Annotated in this window: 15 protein-coding genes and 2 tRNA genes; 8 read left to right on the plus strand and 9 right to left on the minus strand. The window is 39.6% G+C overall.

All coding sequences use genetic code 11. The annotated features are described in order from the left end of the window. Window positions 1–33: 33 nt before the first annotated feature. From J1N10_RS01510 to J1N10_RS01520, 3 genes are read right to left on the minus strand one after another with little or no spacing between them, the layout of a single operon-like run. Complete coding sequence (locus J1N10_RS01510) at window positions 34–531, minus strand: flavodoxin (RefSeq protein ID WP_262324905.1); 498 nt, start codon at window positions 529–531, stop codon at window positions 34–36. A 49-nt stretch (window positions 532–580) separates the two neighbouring features. Continuing rightward, a complete protein-coding gene (locus J1N10_RS01515) occupies window positions 581–1,225 on the minus strand; it encodes an O-methyltransferase (RefSeq protein ID WP_262324906.1) in 645 nt (214 codons plus the stop codon). Between the two features lie 2 nt (window positions 1,226–1,227). Next, entirely contained in the window at window positions 1,228–2,448 is a 1,221-nt protein-coding gene (locus J1N10_RS01520) for a M16 family metallopeptidase (protein WP_262324907.1), read from the minus strand. Window positions 2,449–2,628: 180 nt separating this feature from the next. Between J1N10_RS01520 and J1N10_RS01525 the strand changes: the two genes are divergently transcribed. From J1N10_RS01525 to J1N10_RS21280, 3 genes are all read left to right on the plus strand, one after another. Continuing rightward, window positions 2,629–2,704 (plus strand) — tRNA-Phe (locus J1N10_RS01525). Between the two features lie 109 nt (window positions 2,705–2,813). Further along, window positions 2,814–2,886, plus strand: a tRNA-Phe gene (locus tag J1N10_RS01530). A gap of 49 nt (window positions 2,887–2,935) precedes the next feature. Beyond that, window positions 2,936–3,223 (plus strand): GIY-YIG nuclease family protein, encoded by a 288-nt coding sequence (locus tag J1N10_RS21280; protein ID WP_410053430.1) that lies wholly within the window; start codon window positions 2,936–2,938, stop codon window positions 3,221–3,223. Between the two features lie 186 nt (window positions 3,224–3,409). Here J1N10_RS21280 and cobT read toward each other — a convergent pair whose 3' ends face one another. Genes cobT through J1N10_RS01550 form a run of 4 tightly spaced genes read right to left on the minus strand, consistent with a single transcriptional unit; the run spans window position 3,410 to window position 7,914 of the window. Next, window positions 3,410–4,477: a nicotinate-nucleotide--dimethylbenzimidazole phosphoribosyltransferase gene (gene cobT, locus J1N10_RS01535; protein ID WP_262324908.1), complete on the minus strand. Its 1,068-nt coding sequence runs from the start codon at window positions 4,475–4,477 to the stop codon at window positions 3,410–3,412. Beyond that, complete coding sequence (cbiB, locus tag J1N10_RS01540) at window positions 4,474–5,415, minus strand: adenosylcobinamide-phosphate synthase CbiB (protein WP_262324909.1); 942 nt, start codon at window positions 5,413–5,415, stop codon at window positions 4,474–4,476. Before cbiB ends, cobT begins: the two co-directional genes overlap by 4 nt. Beyond that, window positions 5,415–6,476, minus strand: a complete 1,062-nt coding sequence (locus J1N10_RS01545; protein ID WP_262324910.1) for a pyridoxal phosphate-dependent aminotransferase — start codon at window positions 6,474–6,476, stop codon at window positions 5,415–5,417. The genes cbiB and J1N10_RS01545 overlap by 1 nt, the downstream gene beginning before the upstream one ends. Next, a complete protein-coding gene (locus tag J1N10_RS01550) occupies window positions 6,436–7,914 on the minus strand; it encodes a cobyric acid synthase (protein WP_262324911.1) in 1,479 nt (492 codons plus the stop codon). Before J1N10_RS01550 ends, J1N10_RS01545 begins: the two co-directional genes overlap by 41 nt. Window positions 7,915–8,068: 154 nt before the next feature. On the opposite strand from J1N10_RS01550, the gene J1N10_RS01555 reads away from it, so the two are divergent. From J1N10_RS01555 to J1N10_RS01565, 3 genes are all read left to right on the plus strand, one after another. Beyond that, window positions 8,069–9,061, plus strand: a complete 993-nt coding sequence (locus J1N10_RS01555; RefSeq protein ID WP_262324912.1) for a DUF3667 domain-containing protein — start codon at window positions 8,069–8,071, stop codon at window positions 9,059–9,061. A gap of 5 nt (window positions 9,062–9,066) precedes the next feature. Continuing rightward, complete coding sequence (locus J1N10_RS01560) at window positions 9,067–9,612, plus strand: cob(I)yrinic acid a,c-diamide adenosyltransferase (RefSeq protein WP_262324913.1); 546 nt, start codon at window positions 9,067–9,069, stop codon at window positions 9,610–9,612. A gap of 138 nt (window positions 9,613–9,750) precedes the next feature. Beyond that, window positions 9,751–10,338, plus strand: coding sequence for a DUF3109 family protein (locus J1N10_RS01565; protein ID WP_262324914.1), 588 nt, complete (start codon window positions 9,751–9,753; stop codon window positions 10,336–10,338). Between the two features lie 87 nt (window positions 10,339–10,425). On the opposite strand, the gene J1N10_RS01570 is transcribed toward J1N10_RS01565, so the two are convergent. After that, complete coding sequence (locus J1N10_RS01570; RefSeq protein ID WP_262324915.1) at window positions 10,426–11,424, minus strand: SRPBCC family protein; 999 nt, start codon at window positions 11,422–11,424, stop codon at window positions 10,426–10,428. Window positions 11,425–11,484: 60 nt separating this feature from the next. Then, complete coding sequence (locus J1N10_RS01575) at window positions 11,485–13,002, minus strand: glycoside hydrolase family 10 protein (RefSeq protein ID WP_262324916.1); 1,518 nt, start codon at window positions 13,000–13,002, stop codon at window positions 11,485–11,487. A gap of 148 nt (window positions 13,003–13,150) precedes the next feature. Here J1N10_RS01575 and J1N10_RS01580 point away from each other — a divergent pair, with 148 nt between their 5' ends. Beyond that, window positions 13,151–17,479, plus strand: coding sequence for a response regulator (locus J1N10_RS01580; RefSeq protein ID WP_262324917.1), 4,329 nt, complete (start codon window positions 13,151–13,153; stop codon window positions 17,477–17,479). Window positions 17,480–17,484: 5 nt separating this feature from the next. Further along, entirely contained in the window at window positions 17,485–19,053 is a 1,569-nt protein-coding gene (locus J1N10_RS01585; protein ID WP_262324918.1) for a LamG-like jellyroll fold domain-containing protein, read from the plus strand. Window positions 19,054–19,079: the final 26 nt, after the last annotated feature.

Below are 19,079 nucleotides of genomic sequence, written 5' to 3' on the forward strand. Positions count from 1 at the left end.
GACTATCGTGGGATATTTTTAGATAAACAACATTTACCCCTCTGCAAATGGAAGTACTTTGACCCAATTTTTAATGCGAATATCGGTCAGATCAGGCTCATTATCTTCATCTAAGGCCAAACCAACTAAGTCATTGCCAATTTGCGCCTCTGATTCCGAAAAATCATATCCGTCAACAGGTATTCTTCCTACAACATTCCAGCCTTTTTCATAGAGCAGGTTATATAACTTCCCCATTCCATTGCAAAAGGTATCAGGATAAGTATGCTGATCGCCCAAACCGAATAACGCAAAAGTTTTGCCAGACATATCTATTGAAAGAAGTAAATCGACAAACAATTCAAAGTCATCCTGCAAATTTCCAACTCCCCAAGTGGATGTGCCCAGAATTATATTATCATATTGTAATATTTGAGATACCGTCAAATCATTAACCGGCAAGCAGTCAGCAATAGGAATTGCCGCCTTCAGTTTTTCGGCCACAAATTGCGTATTACCCAATGATGAGCCATAGAAAATCGCTGTTCGCATAGTTTTCGTTTAGAATTATGGGAAATTAACAGCTGGAATATTAAAAAGTTTACTTTTTACGAATCAAAGAAATACCATCCCTAAATGGTAAGATGACCTTTTCCACTCGCGCATCCTCTTTCACCATCTGATTAAAGGCTAAAATCTCTTTAGTATAGGCATCATTTGGATGGAGTTCTTCAACCACTTTGCCATCCCACAAAACATTATCGGCCAAGATATAACCTCCGGTATTTAGTTTGTCAAATATTAGTTCATAATATCGACGATACTGACGCTTATCTCCATCCATAAATACTAAATCGTATTGCTTATCAAGTTGTGGAATAATATCCAAAGCACTTCCAATGTGTAACTGAATGGTTTGATGCATTTCCGCCTTGTCAATAAACGACTGAATAAATTCCTCGTTTTCGTCATTGATTTCAATGGTATCAATAACAGCTCCCTCTTTCTGAAGCCCCAAAGCCATACTAATCGCCGAATAACCGGTAAACGTCCCAATTTCCAATATATTTAATGGATTCATCATCTGCACGAGCATCTTCAGAATTTTACCTTGCACATGACCACTTAGCATGCGCGGCTGCAACATTTGAATGTGTGTTTGCCGATTTAATTCCTGAAGAATGGGTTCTTCATCATCAATGTGATCTAAAATATATTGTTCGAGGTCGATTGAATAATCAGTCATTTCTATTGATAGATTAAATATGAAAGCATGGTAGGGTCTAAAATTTCATTGGCCACTTCCTGCAGGTCTTCTGCCTTGATAGCATCTATTTTTTTATAGATTTTTTCCAGCGAATCCACCTGGTCGTACAACAAATAGCTTTTACCCATGGATAACATCAGGTTTTCACGGTTATCAAACGAGATAGTCATCTGGCCTTTTAGTTGACGGATGGCTTTATGCAACTGCAAACTGCCCAATGGCTTTTCACGTAATAGTTTAAGTTCGCGATCGATGATATTAAATGAACGAATCAGGTTCTCCTCATCCGTTCCAAAGTAGATATTAAAAACGCCGGTTCCGTAATAAGGTGCGTAATTCGATTCTACATTATAAGCAATGCCATTCTTTTCGCGCAAGGCCATATTCAAACGAGAGTTCATCCCCGGCCCGCCCAACAGGTTATTCAACAGATGAAGATGCAGGCGCTTATCGTGTTTAAAATCATAAGCCACATTACCAATTATCACATGACATTGGTGGGTGTCTTTTTCGATTGTTTGCGATTCAGGAATATAGAGATTAACAGCCGGACGGTCCAACTCACGAAGATTTTCCGGTTGTTCACCCAAATATTTTTCTGCCCATTTAAGTACTTTTTTAAATGACACATTGCCTACTGAGCAAAACACCATCTGATCAGTACTATAGTTCGCCTGCATAAACTCACGAATCATTTGCTCATTAAAACCCTTTAACTTCTTCTTGGTTCCAAGTATGTTACGCCCCATTGAGTCGTTTTTATAGAGCATTTCTTCAAACTCATCAAAAATAAGTTCAGCCGGACTATCTTTATAAGAATTAATTTCATCCACAATCACCTCTTTCTCTTTTGCGAGCTCCTTCTCCGGGAAAGTAGAATTAAAAGTAATATCATGAATTAACTCAATGGCACGCTCAAAATCCTGCTTAAGAAAAGAAGCATAAATACAAGTCTCTTCCTTAGTGGTATAAGCATTTAATTCTCCGCCCACATCATCGAGACGACTCAGCACATGATAGGCTTTGCGTTTTTTAGTGCCTTTAAAAATGACATGTTCAATAAAGTGTGCCATTCCATGCTCTTCCTCTTTTTCATCGCGCGAACCAGTATTTATGATCAATCCGCAGTAGGCTACAGGCGACTTATCTTGCTTATGTATGATGCGAATCCCATTTCGCAGTGTGTATATTTGATAATCCATTAATTTTTTTTGAGGATGCAAAAATACTAAACATCAGGCAAATTCACACACCTGACAAAAAAAAGCAACACTAAAATCATAAAAATGTTTTTGAGGTATAAAATCTTTGTCTATATTTGCACTCGCATTTCGGAAGAGATGTTACCACAAGCCCCAATACGTGGGGATTTGACCAAGATTGGTGCCATAGCTCAGTTGGTAGAGCAACGGACTGAAAATCCGTGTGTCCCTGGTTCGATTCCAGGTGGCACCACCAGTCATAAGGCTGATTTTAGGGTTTATTATTAAGCTGTGGGGACAGCTTAGTAATCCAAAAGGGTAAAGGGTTATTGTTTATGTTATTTTTACTTAGGTAAAAGTAACTCGGTGCCATAGCTCAGTTGGTAGAGCAACGGACTGAAAATCCGTGTGTCCCTGGTTCGATTCCAGGTGGCACCACAAGAAGGGAAGGATGAAAATCTTTCCCTTTTTTTATACCTTAAATCCTATGAAATACTTCGTCTATATCATCTATAGCCCTCAAACAGATTCATATTACATTGGACAAACTCAGAATATTGAACAACGTATTCAACTCCACAACAGTGGACATTTTAAAAATTGTTCAACTAAATTCGCCAACGATTGGGAAATATTCTTTCTGCTCGAATGCAATTCTAGAAAGCAAGCTTTAGCAATAGAAAAACATATCAAAAAGAATCGAAACAGAAATTACTACAACAACCTGGTTAAATACCCTGAAATTAGCCACAAATTATTATTAAAATATTTGTAGTGTCCCTGCCGCGATAGCTATCGCGGCGATTCCAGGTGGCACCACAAGAAGGGAAGGATGAAAATCTTTCCCTTTTTTTATACCTTAAATCCTATGAAATACTTCGTCTATATCATAAATCCTTAAGGTTTGCGAAACCTTAAGGATTAAAAAGATTGGCACCCCATTAATTACCTGGCCTCCAGATTAAACAATCCTGATGCCATCGTTAGCTGTATTATAAATAGCAGCCTCATCAAAGGACGTCATTTCATTGAGCATGGCAACAGCCCCTTTAATTACTGAATAAGCAACAGCCGAACCTGTTCCTTCTCCAAGGCGAAAACCCAAGTCGAGAATCGGCTCGCCCCCTAAATAATCCACCATCTTTTTATGCCCCTGTTCCTTTGACTGATGTGAGAAAAAGGCATAATCCACCACCAATGGATCAATAGCATGGGCAGCCAACAAAGCAGAAGTTGTGATAAACCCATCGGTTATGATAAGCATACGACGCGATGCAGCCTCAAGCATAGCACCTGCAATAGTAGCTATTTCCAAACCTCCGAATCGAGCTAAATTCATAATAGCATCATCTGAAACACCATGTTTGGCAATGGCATTTTTAAGCACCTGAGCTTTATTCAAAACCCCTTCTGGTGTTAACCCCGACCCCGGACCAACTGCTTGTTCAATATCCATACCAGTATAAACGGATAACAAGGCTGAAGCAGGTGATGTATTACCGATACCCATCTCACCAAAAGCTACCACATTACTACCCTCTTCAGCTATATTAGCAACAATTTCACGACCATTACTTAAGGCTTGCATGCATTCCGCAATCGTCATGGCCGGCTCTTTCAAAAAGTTGCGTGTGCCTTTTCTGACCTTAGCATTAATCAACTTTGGATGTGGTTTAAAATCAAAATTGACCCCCGCATCCACCACACGTAAATCAAAACCATACACTCTGGAAAAAAGACCAATGCCGCCACCACCGTTTAAAAAGTTTAAACATTGCTGCCACGTAATTTCAACCGGACAAGGACTCACTCCTTCTTCACAAATATTATGGTCAGATGCGACGGTTAACATCACCGGCTTTCTTAATTCCGGAGTTAAAGTTCCCTGTATCAATGCAACTTGTTTGGCCATTGCCTCCATCTGCCCTAAAGAACCTACAGGCTTTGCTTTTTGATCAATTTTATACTGAATATCTTTCTCCAATTCGAGATAAAGAGGCTTAATAGTCAGGTTATCTAGTTTTATCATTGTATTATATATCTACCTATTACACACAAAAGAATACAAACAGCCGTTACTGCATGATTGACGTACACAGTCCTTTTAATATCCGCATACTCCAAAAACCTATTATTGTCGCCAATAAATGGTTTATCAACCAATTGACCGTGATACACATTAGAGCCACCAAACTGCACATTTAAAATGCCAGCCAGCGCGGATTCCGGGTAGCCCGCATTAGGACTACTGTGCCTATTCCCATATTTAAACACGAATCTCACTCCACGATACGAACAAGCAACCAGCACCATCAACAAAGCTGTTAAGCGCGCCGGAATATAATTAGCCACATCATCAATGTAAGCCGCCACACGACCAAAATAAATGTAGCGTTCGTTCTTATAACCAATCATTGAATCGAGTGTGTTAATCATTTTGTAAGCCATCATACCCGGAACTCCTAATAAAGCAAACCAAAACACTGGTGCAACCACACCATCACTCAAGTTTTCAGCCATTGTTTCCAAAGCTGCTTTTTTAATTTGCTGCCCACTTAATTGCGAAGTATCACGTCCCACAATACGGCTAATTTGCTTTCGCCCTGCTTCCACACCTTCTTTTTGCACTACCTTAAAAACAGCAACCCCTTCTTTTATCAATGTTTTATTCGCTAAACCAAAAAAGAAAAAGAACCCCGTTATTACAGCTGTCAATATTGGTGATACTAATTCAGACCAATGCATTAGGGCAACAAACAACACATACACCATTGCGATTAACATCAAGGCTGTTACAGCTCCTTTCAATAGACGGTAATCCCCTTTATTCATACGCTTCTCAAAGAACGAAATTGCCTTACCAAAGTATACAATCGGATGTGGCAGTCTGACAGGATCCCCAAAAATCAAATCGAGAACATACGCACCAACAACAGCAATAATCATCAACACCTTACTTTCATCCATCAGCAAAAAATAGATTTAAGAGCCTTAACCAGCATTTCGTTTTTCTCACGAGTCAGTGTTGCGACACGAATATGATTATCGCTCAAGCCTCTGAAATTAGACGCATCGCGTACTAATAATCCAAAATCTGACACCAACAGCTGCTTAAGTTCATTTGCCAACATAGGTGTCTTGACCAGAAAATAGCCCGTTGATGAAGACAATACTTCAAATGCATTTAGCTTACTGAGTTCAGTTTGAAACTCACGCGCTAAACCCAGATAAGTTAAGCGCTCATCATCACCAATCATTGAATGATTTAATGCAAACTCTCCCGCCTTAAGTGCCAGGCTATTGACAGCCCAAGGTGGTCGATAGTTGGTAATCTCTTTTATTTGAGTATGATGACCTAAAACATATCCTAAACGCAAACCTGGCAAACAATAATTTTTTGTCATTGATTTAAGAATCAATAAATTCTTAAACTTACCCACAAAATCAGCCAGCGAAATAGCATCAATGCAAAAATCTGCATAAGCCTCATCGATGATAAAAAGCGTTTGAGGATTATTTTTTATCAGGTCTTGCAACAGCTCTCTCGAATAAACCTGACCAGTTGGATTATTGGGATTACATAGCCAGAATAAACCTTCAGGCGTATTCATGCCTGGCGCTATAAAATTGGCACCACAAAAACTCAGTTGATGATTATGAACCTGACAAGCATGCTCATATTCTGAAAAGGTTGGTTTTATAATGCGGCTTGCCTTATTTTGATGACAAAGAGCAATTAAAAAAATGGCTTCAGCCGTTCCGTTGCACACCAACACCTGATCCTCGGCTACATGATGATAATCGGCCAATTGCGACGTCAACGACTCACTCTGAAGCTCCGGATAATTAGCAATACAAGCAACCTCGTTCTTCAGATACTTAAGTAAATCAGGATGCGGACCTAAATACCATGTATTAGTGCTAAAATCTGCTTTTATCTCATGGCGAAAACGATACGAATCATTACCATGATGAAATTGTCCGCTTTTACTTAATGTCAACACTGGCACTTTCATAAATCGATTCAATATTTACATGTTGGCGCAGATGCTTTGCCAGACGGTTGTATTCGTCATCTTTGAATGTCTTATAGCAAAAGATATCCTCCTTGCCGGAACTAAATGGGCGAAGCAAGTGATTAATAACAGTAGCATTGTCCAGTATACCGTGCATATATGTACCCCAGCAACGTTCGCTCAGATAAACACCATCGGTGTGTCCATCCATAGTTCTCACCAGTGGTGCAACATTGCTATTAAAAGTACTTTGCCCCATATGAATTTCATAACCATCGCAAACATGCTTGTCATCCATAAAATAAAACTGCTGCTGAACGGTTGTTTTTTCATCGGTAATAACTGTATCCATCGGTAATAAACCAATACCTTCAACCGACTTTACCGCACCTTCGATTTGCTCTGGATCGCTAATGTTTTGCCCCAGCATCTGATAACCTCCACAAATCCCAATCACTGTTTTGCCAGCAGCATACATCTTTTTAAGTACTTCCGGAATTTGCTTTTCCCTGATGAACTGCAAATCTTTAATGGTACTTTTTGAGCCAGGTAAAATAACAATATCAGCTTTCTCAATCTGCTGCAAGTCGGTTGTATAATATACATGAACACGCTTATCAAACTGCAAAGCATTGAAATCGGTAAAATTGGACATCTGCTGCAGTTTCACAACCGCTATATTTACCTTTCCTTCGGCGGCTTCACTATTTCTTGCATCCAACACTACCGAGTCCTCATCTTCGATGTAAATATCTTTGAAATAGGGCACTACACCAACTACCGGAATCCCTGTTAAATCCTGAATGATTTGCCGCCCTTCATCAAACAAACGAACATCGCCACGAAATTTATTGATAATAATACCTTTTATAAGCTGTCGCTCTTCTTCTTCGAGCAACATGATGGAGCCATAAACACTGGCAAACACTCCACCTCGATCAATGTCAGCAACCAGGTAAACGTCAGCTCCAACCCGCTTCGCCATGCGCATATTAACAATATCGCGTTTTTTAAGGTTAAGCTCCGAAATTGACCCTGCCCCTTCCATAACGATTGGTGAATAACGTTTTTGCAAGCGTTCAAAGGCAGCATACGCTTCATCAAACAACCTGGCATTATCATCTTTTCGGAAATATTCATAGGCAGAACGGTTACCAACAGGTTTGCCGTTAAGAATAACCTGCGACATCATCTCTCCACTGGGCTTTAGCAATACCGGATTCATATCGGTATGGCAAGCTATTTCACATGCTTCAGCCTGGGTAGCCTGCGCCCTGCCTATTTCGAAACCTTCGGGGGTTGCGTAGCTATTCAATGACATATTCTGAGCCTTAAAAGGAGCCGGACGATAACCATCTTGCTTCAATATCCGACAAAAACCAGCGTTAATAACGCTTTTACCAGCATCAGAACAGGTACCAACAAACATTATTGGCTTTAATTCTTTCATAAGCAGCGGGCTAAAATTTGCGCAAAGATAACAATTAATGAAACGGGCTTTTGCATTTCGTTTATTCTTATTCCATATTTTTTCAACAGTAATAAATGAGCATTGAACAATTACATATATCTTTAAAGCCATCTAATCCCATTTGTGAAGAAACATGCAAGAATCTACTACCCCAAACGAAACAGAGTTAATCACCTGTAAAAATTGTGATTATCAATTCACCGGTAAATTTTGCTCTAACTGCGGTCAATCGGTTAAAGAACTGGAACGCCCATTACGTTTTATGATTGCCGATTTTATGGGCACTATCATCACGTTTGACACGCGGCTGGTTAAAACATTGGTGACGATACTTTTTAAACCAGGCTATCTGACCATTGATTATCTATCTGGTAAGCGAGCACGATACATGCCACCATTCCGCTTTTACCTCTTCATCAGTTTTGTGATGTTTTTGTTGATGTCCTTAGTCACCAATAAATCGATTAAAGACAATTACGATTCGACCAAAGAAGACATCAAAACAGTTAAAAATGAAGTAGCAGCAGTTGCCGATTCGGTACAAAACGGCAACGACTCTATTTATGTGGCCACTCGGGAAGCCATTAAAGCAGAACTGGATAGTGCAAAAATTGATTCGAGCCAAATGGATGATCTGGATCAGTTGATGTCCTCCATCGAAAACATAACGGATGGTGCAGAAGATGATGATTCAAAATACAGCAAAACGGCCAAAATGATTGAGGAATATCCTGAACTGTACATCAATAAACTGTATCAGTTTACGTCATGGTCGTTGTTTTTATTTATGCCCATATTTGCCTTTTTGCTATGGATTAGTTTTTACAGAACTAAGAAGCTATACATTGGCCACCTCATCTTTTCATTGAATATCCATTCGTTTATTTTTACCATAACAGCTATTGTTATTGCCGTCAACCTCATTTTTAAGAACCACTCAACAGCATGGATTGGCTATCTGTACTTTTTGGTCCCTGTTTACCAGGTGATTGGTGCCCGGCGTATATATAAGCGAAAATGGATTAATGCCTTCTTTAAAATGACATTAATCTGGATGATGTATACCTTTGTTTGGTTGGTCGGTTTAATCATCATTGCTGCCTTATCGTTTGTGGGCCTAAATTAAATCAGATGGAAAACAAAGGACTGGTCATAGTATTAACCGGTGATGGCAAAGGAAAAACAACGTCGGCACTAGGTATGCTGCTGCGCATGGCAGGTCATGATAAAAAAGCTTGCGTGATTCAATTTATGAAATCATCGGACGCAGGCTATGGCGAGTTTAAAATGATGGATCGGCTAGGCATTGAAAACCACCAGGTTGGCGCCGGCTGCACCTGGACTGTGTCGAAACAAGCCACAATAGACAGCATAAAAGAGGCCTGGAACCTAACTAAGCAAAAGGTTTTAAGCGATGGTTATGATTGTATTTTATTAGACGAACTAAACATCGCTCTTTCTCTTCCGGAAATTTTTGAAGACAAAATTATTGATGCAAGTGAAGTTATTCATCTCATCCAACAAATGCGACAACAATTTCCCCAACGTCACCTGATTATCACCGGACGTTATGCAGTGCCAGAACTAATTGAAGAAGCCGATTTGGTTTCTGAAATAAAAGACATTAAACATCCATATACCAAGGGCATTAAAGCACAAAGGGGAATTGAGTTTTAAAGACAGCCACTCTCAACCCAATGTTTTTTTTGATTTTATTCTATTGGTATTGCAATCATCTTAATGCATATTTTCCTTCATCTTGATACTTATAACTAAACTTTTATCTTTGCAGCTCTCAATAAAAGGTAAGGATAGATGATTCAGATTGATGATAAGATAATTAGCACGGATATTTTTGAAAAAAGGTTTGTGTGCAACCTCGACAAATGTAAAGGCGAATGTTGTGTTGAAGGCGAATCGGGGGCGCCATTGGAGGATGATGAAATAGAGAAAATTGAAGAAATCTATCCTGTTGTAAAATCATTTCTGACTGAGAAAGCGATTCAGGAAATTGAAAAACAAGGCAAGTGGATTGTTGATTCGGATGGCGATAAAGTGACACCAATCATCAATGGCCGCGAGTGTGTTTACACCTATTTCGACGAGAAAGGCATTTGCAAATGCGCCATTGACAAAGCCTACCAGGAAGGACTAATCGATTTTAAGAAGCCCATTTCGTGTCACCTCTATCCGATTCGGGTGACTAAGTATCCTGATTTTGAAGGCTTAAACTATCACACCTGGCCTATTTGTCATCCGGCAAGAGAACTTGGCAGCCAATTGGGTGTGCCGGTCTATAAGTTTCTGAAAGAACCCATCATCAGAAAATATGGCGAGGCTTTTTACAACGAGATGGAAGACGTTGAGAAAACATTAAAACAGCAAGGTATTTTAAAAGGATAAATTCAATCTACCCCATCCCACCGCATTTAGCGGTGTACTTCCCCTTTTGCGTGGGCAAAAAGGGAAGAATTTTAGGAATACTTTTTATTATTTTATCGGAATATAAATAGCCGTCAACCAATCTGCCGGGTCTACCACTATAATTGGGTCATTTAAATACACTTCAATCGGGTCTATTTTTTTATTGGCTTTTAACTTCTTGTAACGCAGATAGCTGTAGGCAGCCGCCCAACCATTACCCAAATGCTCATAATCTCCCTTAAACAGCACTTTAATGGCTCGTATTTTTGGATAGCGGTCCTTATAAAATTCATCTCCAGGCATCAAATCACTCTTCACAGGCACTCCGGATGAATAGGTACATTCAGGATCGGTAAAATCAAATTTGTGGTAGATAGAAAAAGCCGTTTCCGGTTCTACCTTTTCAGTTTCGCACAAGGCATTAATTTTAGCAAAAGTAGCTTTCATGGACTCACCAACCTCATTCATTAAGCAGGTTTCTTTAATGGCAACAAATTCAAAACTATCCAGTTCTGAAACACCTTCTAAAGTAACTACTGAGTTTATTTTACCTTTTTCCATCAAGTCTTTAATCATTTTCAGGCCCCGCTCATAATCCATACCAATCCATGGTTCCATTTGCTTAGCCATAAACTTTAAGAAAAACGGCATTGCACCTTTCATGCCCCACGTCACTTCACAACCACCGTCGGCATCATTAAATTGCCAATAAACTTCCGACTTTGATTTAAATGGTTTCAAGAAACGTATTTCCTGTCGAATAGACTCATTTTCCATTAACTCCAGGTGCTCTATTTCGCCAGAGCCAACCAAGCTTCCAATCCAGCTATTAATGGCTCCAACACCCAAGCCGTCATTGGTCATTGTCACTTTTGCATCCGGTTCCATACATAACCAGGGCGACCAGCTTTTCCAGGTTTTAAAATCAGAAATCAATTCATAAGCTTTCTCTTTAGGCACATGAATCACCTTCGTCTTTTTAACATGATACGAACCATCGATGCTAATTAACCAAATAACCAAGCCCAGAACAATGACACCTATTACAATTAATACTATACTCATAATGAACCTATTTTAGTTAAAACAGGGGAGAAGTTAACGTAAATTTCAGCTCTAATCAAGTTAGTATTTTATTAGCACAGGCTGACTAAAAACACCCTCTGCTCCATACCTGTTTAATGTTGCCACACGAACCAAATACTCCTTCTTCAGTTTCGTTTTTTTCTTTGGCAGACGGTACTTATTTTTATAACAAGTATCAAATATAAACTGAGGGTTTTCCGGGGCAAATGCCTGCGATGGATGATATAAATAAATAACAAATCGGTTTGAATAGTCTGTGCTGTTTACCTTCCACTTTATTCGTTTCGAATTCGATTTAAGCTGCCCTATTTCAGCAATACTCTCTCGATGTTTTTCCCTATCACCATGAGGAACCAAAGCTCTGTTGCGATAAAACTCACTCTTTAACGAATCCTGAAACCCAAACAGGTCGCGCTTAAAGTGTTTGTAACTAAAAAACACGTTCCCGTTTAAATTCGGATAATCGCGTACGCTCTTCATCTGATATGGCAATTGTGACTTGTCCTGCCAATCAGGTTGATCATTTCCTATTTTATAAACACCATGACCAATGTAAACCGGTACATCGTAATGGTTTTCGTTCCACCACTCCGACAGATAATTATAATTTGCCACCGGATGCGATGTTCCCCAATACAATTGTGGTACCACATAATCTACCCACTTATTTTGCATCCATAATAAAATATCAGCATGTAAGCCATCGTAGTTAGTGGTTCCGGCCCTCGACTCCGAACCCCTTGGATCATCGCTTTTATTGCGCCAAACTCCAAAGGGACTAACACCAAATTGCATCCAAGGCTTAATTGATTTTATAGTAGTATGCAAGGATTCTATAGTTCGATCTACATTATGACGGCGCCAGGCATTAATATCCTCAAACTCGGCCAAACCATATTTCAGATACTCGGCAGAATCCGGGAAGGTTTCATCTTTAATAGGGTATGGATAAAAGTAATCATCCATGTGGACGCCATCAATGTTATAGTTCTGCACCAATTCGCGCACCACTTTATTAATATGTTCATTCGATTTGGGATGGCCAGGATTGTAATACAGTTTATTACCATACTCCACAAATAATTCTGGCTGACGGTGAAATGGATGCTTCTCCGGCAATTCATCCTTTAAATTCATCGAAGCGCGATAGGGATTAATCCAGGCATGTAACTCTAAACCATACAAATGCGATTGCTCAATCCAATATTGTAAAGGATCGTATTTGGGCTTTTTGCCAGCTTCACCACTCAATACTTTTGACCATGGTTCCAATTCTGAGATATACAATACATCCGAAGCAGGACGCACTTGCAGAAAAATAGTATTCATTCCCAATTCCTTACAGTGCTTTATTATTTCGAGTGCCTCTTTTTTTTGTTGTTTAACCTTTAGCCCTGGCTTACTTGGCCAGTCAATATTAGCCACTGTGGCTACCCATACTCCTCGCATCTCATACTTGGGTGACGCTATTTGAGCATTCACAAAAACAGGCCAAACCACCAAAAATAACAGTAGCGTATACATAAGAAAAGGGCGACAATAGTTATTGTTTCTCATAGTCATAAATTAGTTCTTCAAAAATAACAATCGTTCATTAACAACATAAGCTTAACCGAGCTATTTATTCGATATTTAATGCTCCATTTTTCAAGACCTTATTTTGTGCTATCTTTATATGCTCATAAACACAGAAAACTTGAACTTTATGGCGCAATTTCGATTAAAAGGGATGGCCAATACGATCCAAAAAAAAGTTGTCATCGCATTTATCATTATTATCCTGATAATGTCGGTGGTTTCTTTTTTAAGTATCCGGGGCATACGCCGCCTGTCGAATGTAGTTGACAGCACCGAGCAGGTTAACCGCCTGCAAGACAACATCTATCACCTACGACTCAATGAAAAACGCGCATTAATATCTGGCGACCCAGCCCTCATTCATAATGTTGACTCTTTGACATTAAGCATTAGTAATCGTTTACAGAAGATAAGCCAATCAGAAGCCAATCCTAATACTAAAAAAATGTTGGCTCCCATGCTCGATCATATTACTGCTTTCAACAAAGATTTTAAGCTTTATGCTCAATTGCATAGCTATTACAACAATTTGGTCTTCAAGACTGACAGCATCTTTAATGTTATTGAAAAGGAAGAAGCTACACAGCAGCGCTTATTAAAAGAGTGGCTGACCCAAAACCGCAAATCACAAGCTGAAGCTATAACTAACTATAACAAAGCACACGGCTACCTGATAACTATTCGTTCATTACAATCCCGCATAAGCATTGATAACATTAGGGCCACCAAACGAGATTCGCTTGAAAGTTTGTTTGACAAAACACTCAACCTAACTTTCATCATCGAAAACCAGATAAACAATATTGACGCTCGTAGTTACATGAAACAATTCAGGGCTCATTTACGACATTATGAACAAACCATAATGCGAACGATTGACCTTGTCAACAACATCAATACTGAGCAAAAATCGCTTCGTGAAAATGCCCTCATCTTGCAAGAGAATGCTGAAAAGGCATCCGTTATTCAGTCGCAAATGTTGAACAAATGGGGCGAATTAAGTCTCAATTTCCTGGTTATATTGGTGCTGGTTGCTATCGTGGCAGGACTACTGGTACTTCGATTCTTTATTTTCACCATCACCTCTGACGAACGTAAACGGCGCCATGCTGAAAATGCTATTGAAGATAACCGTCGCTTGCTCGATGATATCATTAACAACTCTAAAGCACTTATCTATGTAAAGGATCTGGACGGACACTACTCTTTGGTGAATCAAAACTGGTGCGATGAAGTTGGCATGACGGAGGAAGAGGTTATTGGTAAAAAAGGTGACGCTTTATTCAATAAAAAACTTGCCGATGAATCCCGCGAACTGGATTTACAGGTTATTAACAATGGAGTACCTATTCAGTACGAAGAAGAAATTGAATTAAGAGCCGGCAAACGCTATTTCTTATCCAATAAATTCCCGATCAGAAATAAGAAAGGTGAAATACAAGCTATTTGTGGCATCTCAACCGACATTACAGAGCTCAATAAAGCGCTGCGCGACCTTGAGAAAAGTCGTGAAAATTACCGAAACATTGTTACCAACGTTCCGGGTATTGTTTTCACCGGTTTGCTAGACGATAGCCGCACCATGCTGTTTTTAAGCAGTGGCTTTAGCAAAGTAACCGGTTTTGAATCCGAAAACTTCCTTGATGGTGTACAAACATTTACCAACCTCATTTTTGAGAATGATCGAGAACGCGTTTTAGACACCATTAAACAAGCGGTATTGCGCAACCACTCATACGAAGTAGAATACCGCATTGCCGATGTTAAAGGTGAGATGCGCTGGCTGCACGAAAAAGGCATGTCGGTAAAGCAAAGTGATGGCGGACATTACCTGCAGGGTGTAATGATTGATGTTACAGCCACTAAAGAAGCAATTTCGGAGGTAATGATGCGCGATCGTTTCCTTGAAGGTGTAGCCGAGGCTGTTAAAGAACTCATTGTCAATCAGGATTCCATTGAGGCTATTAAAAAATCGTTACGTATTGTGGCTCAGAGTGCCATGGTCGATCATGCCTTCATATTTAAGAATGACCTTTCGCAAGGCAATAAGCAACCAACTGCCACACACATGTACGAATGGCAGATCGATAAAATAAAACCGATTGAACGCTCAAATTTGAGCCATATAAAATATAACCAGATAGGTTCGCGCTGGTTTCACTTTTTATCCGACAAAAAAGATATTAGTGGGTTTAAAGATGACTTTATTCCAGAAGAGCAATTCCTATTCGATGAGTTAGGACTAGAAAGCTTGTTGATTGTTCCTGTTTTTGCGAGGGATACTTTCTGGGGCTTTATCGGTTTCGGAAACACCGACAAAGGCATGCATTGGGTTCAATCGCACCGGGCCATCTTCAGAGCCTATACTGTTACATTAGGTATTGCCATTGCTAAAGAAAAAGATGCAGTGCTGCTTAAAGAAGCCAAAGATGATGCCGAGGCCGCCACACGAGCTAAAAGTGATTTCCTGGCCAGGATGAGTCACGAAATACGCACACCGATGAATGCCATTGTTGGCTGGACTCATCTAGCCATCGAAAAAGAAAGCAACCCCGGACAAGCTGATTACCTGCGAAAAATACAAGGAAGTTCGAAATCTTTACTTGGCATTATCAACGACATTCTCGATTTCTCAAAAATAGAAGCCGGCAAATTGGCTCTGGAAGAAATTGATTACGACTTAGAGCAGGTCTTTGATGATTTAAGCAATATGGTGGCATATAAAGCACACGAAAAAGGATTAGACTTTATATATGCCCTGCATGCCGACGTACCATTAAACCTTATAGGCGACCCCTTACGTTTATCGCAAATACTGGTTAACCTGGTTAATAACGCCATCAAATTCACCAATACCGGAGAAATTGTGACCAGCGTATTGGTACTACAGGAAGATGATGAGGAGGTGGAATTACTGTTTGAAGTGAAAGATACAGGTATCGGCATCAAGGAAGAATTACAGGAATATTTGTTTGACTCCTTCTCGCAAGCTGACGTTTCTACCACGCGCAAATATGGTGGTACAGGCTTAGGGCTGGCTATCTGCAAACGCTTATCCGAGTTAATGGGAGGCCGCATTTGGGCAGAAAGTGAATATGGAGAAGGAAGTTCATTCTTCTTCACCATGAAAGCCGGCAAACAGAAGGCTCAAAAACGTGATTTATTGATTCCTCCGGAAGATTTAGCTAACAAGCACGTACTTGTTCTCGATAACCATCCGGCTACCTCTTCAATAATTAAAGACATGCTGGAGTTACTTAATTTTAAAGTGACTTTAGTAAGAAGAAGCGATGCTGCTATTCTAAAACTAGTCGAGAGTCGTCAAACAGAGCCTGTTGATTTAATTATTGCAGATTGGGACTTGAAAGGTAGTAAATTTAAACATGCCGCACAGGAGCTATACGTCAACAACACGCAAAAAATTCCAACGTTGGTATTAATCAGTGCCTTTGGTCAGGATAACGAATTACAATCCTTTATAAAAAACAATACTGTAGGCTCTATTATCAAGCCGCTTAACTTCTCAACTTTGCACGACGCCTGTCTGGAAGCTTTTGGCAAAGAAAAAACAAAATCATCATGGCGCAAGAAAGAACCAGGACTATACCTCAACGAGTTGCGCGAACAAGAGAATGTTAAAGTGCTTTTAGTTGAGGACAATGAAACCAATAAACAAATTGGAATAGAACTGCTCGAATTAGCAGGTGTAAGTGTTGACGTTGTATCGAACGGGGAAGAGGCCATTGCTGCCGTTAAAGATGGAGGTGCCAATTTCTTCGATCTCGTACTAATGGACATTCAGATGCCTGTAATGGATGGTTTTGATGCCACCAAAGGCATTCTTAACATGGAAGACCATGCCAGCTTGCCAATTATTGCAATGACGGCCGATGCTATTGGTGGAATTAAAAAGAAATACCTCAACGCCGGCATGGTAGATATGATTGCCAAACCCATAGACCCGGAACAGGTTTACAAGAAAATATTAAAGTGGGTTGAAAAAAGACGAGGTGGAAAGCGGCATAAACGCAAACCTATTGCCATTAAAGAAAAGCCTATAATTGAGATACATGAGTCGAGCAATAATCTGCCAGAAATAAAAGGTATCAATGTTCACGAAGGTGTGAAACGATTTGCTAATCGCTGGGACTTTTTTAAGCGACTTTTGCAGCGCTTCTATTTCGATCACCTTAATTTTATGACTGAATTTAATAATGTAAGAGAGTCTGAACGTGAAGTAGCAGAACGGATGCTACACTCGTTCAAAGGTATATCAGGTACCATCTCAGCTCCAAAATTATATGATCTAGCCATTAAAACAGAGCATGATTATAAAAATGGTCATCCCGAATTTAATGAGCATTTCAAAGAATTATCGCAAGAATTGGAAACTATTTTGCAAGAACTAAGTACAAATAAAGCAGTTGATGTTGAAGGCTTTGAGAAACCAAATTAAATTATATGCAAGCATTTTATCGACTGTTTATTGCTTTACTGGTATTCACCGGCATTGTTGCGTGTGAAAAACAAGTACAAGTAGGCAAGCCAATCATTGCTTTTAATTTTAATAACTCACTTAAAAATACCGGAATGGCAACAACTGCCATTTACGGCCCACAGTCTGTGTCTTATGCATTTGAAAAAAAAGACACATGCGTTGACTTATCTTTAAATGCAGCTAGTCGTAAAGCTCTGTCAGTAAAACTCAACGACAATTTTTCACTTCATGATTATAATGGTTTTACAATATCGTGCTGGGTAAAGAAGCATCCTAACGATCCAGAATCATACACCATTTTATCACACACTAAAAACGATTCACTTGGCTGGAAAGGCTGGAAAATACAAACGCAAGCCAACGGTGCCTGGCAGTGGAGCTTTTCTGATGGACTTGAAAAATGGCATTATAAACCCACAACAAAACAGCGAATCAATGATAACAACTGGCATCAACTGGCTTTTTCGTACAACGCCAATAAGCAAGAAGCCAGATTATACCACAATGGAAAAAATGTTGCTATCTATTCGCTTCCAGGCATAGTTTTTAAAGTAAATAACCCAACCATAATCATTGGCAACGATAGCATTAACACCGATGAAACAGATTTATTCAATGGCTACATTGATGATTTAATGGTATGGGCTCGTGTGATCAACGATGATGAAATAAAAGCCATTGCCAAACAGAAAAACAATATAAAGATTCATAAACACGAAGCTGATGAAACCATAAAAGTGATGACCTGGAACCTCTGGGACGATGGCATTCACGATGGACGATATGTGGGCATTCAACGAATCATTGAGCTAATCAGAGATGCTAATCCTGATCTTGTTTTCCTGCAAGAGGCAGATAAAGCCAGCATATCAATTGCTGATGAACTCAACTATTTGTTATACAAAAGAAGTGATAATTTGTGCCTGCTTAGCCGTTTTCCTATCGTTAACACGCATAACGTGTTTAATTCCAATGTTTCGGCTTGTATTGAAGTGGCTCTGGATGATAAAAACACACTAATTGCCTGCCCAATAAGATTGAGTGAAGAGCCTATGCTCGATAGCTACATAGGTTCCCAAGCCGCTCAAGTAGACTCTATTTATAAATGGGAAGCTGAAACGCGGGGAAAAGAAAGTCGTTTCCTTTTAAGTGAATTAAGCCCTTTCATCCAAATGGCCAATGAAAAACCTATTATCATTGGCGGTGACTTCAACAGTGGTTCGCACTTGGATTGGACAGAAGCAAATGTATCAAACAAATTGGGCTTTGCCATTGAATTTCCAAGTAGTGTTAACTTCCTCAAAAAGGGTTTACACGATTCTTTTCGCATTTTATACCCCAACGAAACAAAACATCCGGGACATACGCGTCCACTTCGAGGTGACACCATGCTTCCCAACAGGACAAGCTTTATTTATTACAAAGGAAATAAAATCATTCCCACCCAAAGCACTGTAATGACGAACCATCCCAATGGATTTCCTTCAAACCAGGCTGCTGTGCTTACCACATTCTCGTGGCTAAACGATTAGTTTAACTATATTTCATTCGTGCCATA

Origin of the sequence: Carboxylicivirga litoralis (assembly GCF_025499605.1) — a bacterium.
Lineage (GTDB): Bacteria > Bacteroidota > Bacteroidia > Bacteroidales > Marinilabiliaceae > Carboxylicivirga > Carboxylicivirga litoralis.

Bases quoted from the DNA above. Each gene is read 5' to 3' on its own strand.
- J1N10_RS01510 (WP_262324905.1), bottom strand. From the start codon at position 531: ATGCGAACAGCGATTTTCTATGGCTCATCATTGGGTAATACGCAATTT.
- J1N10_RS01515 (WP_262324906.1), bottom strand. From the start codon at position 1,225: ATGACTGATTATTCAATCGACCTCGAACAATATATTTTAGATCACATT.
- J1N10_RS01520 (WP_262324907.1), bottom strand. From the start codon at position 2,448: ATGGATTATCAAATATACACACTGCGAAATGGGATTCGCATCATACAT.
- J1N10_RS21280 (WP_410053430.1), top strand. From the start codon at position 2,936: ATGAAATACTTCGTCTATATCATCTATAGCCCTCAAACAGATTCATAT.
- cobT (WP_262324908.1), bottom strand. From the start codon at position 4,477: ATGATAAAACTAGATAACCTGACTATTAAGCCTCTTTATCTCGAATTG.
- cbiB (WP_262324909.1), bottom strand. From the start codon at position 5,415: ATGGATGAAAGTAAGGTGTTGATGATTATTGCTGTTGTTGGTGCGTAT.
- J1N10_RS01550 (WP_262324911.1), bottom strand. From the start codon at position 7,914: ATGAAAGAATTAAAGCCAATAATGTTTGTTGGTACCTGTTCTGATGCT.
- J1N10_RS01555 (WP_262324912.1), top strand. From the start codon at position 8,069: ATGCAAGAATCTACTACCCCAAACGAAACAGAGTTAATCACCTGTAAA.
- J1N10_RS01560 (WP_262324913.1), top strand. From the start codon at position 9,067: ATGGAAAACAAAGGACTGGTCATAGTATTAACCGGTGATGGCAAAGGA.
- J1N10_RS01565 (WP_262324914.1), top strand. From the start codon at position 9,751: ATGATTCAGATTGATGATAAGATAATTAGCACGGATATTTTTGAAAAA.
- J1N10_RS01570 (WP_262324915.1), bottom strand. From the start codon at position 11,424: ATGAGTATAGTATTAATTGTAATAGGTGTCATTGTTCTGGGCTTGGTT.
- J1N10_RS01575 (WP_262324916.1), bottom strand. From the start codon at position 13,002: ATGAGAAACAATAACTATTGTCGCCCTTTTCTTATGTATACGCTACTG.
- J1N10_RS01580 (WP_262324917.1), top strand. From the start codon at position 13,151: ATGGCGCAATTTCGATTAAAAGGGATGGCCAATACGATCCAAAAAAAA.
- J1N10_RS01585 (WP_262324918.1), top strand. From the start codon at position 17,485: ATGCAAGCATTTTATCGACTGTTTATTGCTTTACTGGTATTCACCGGC.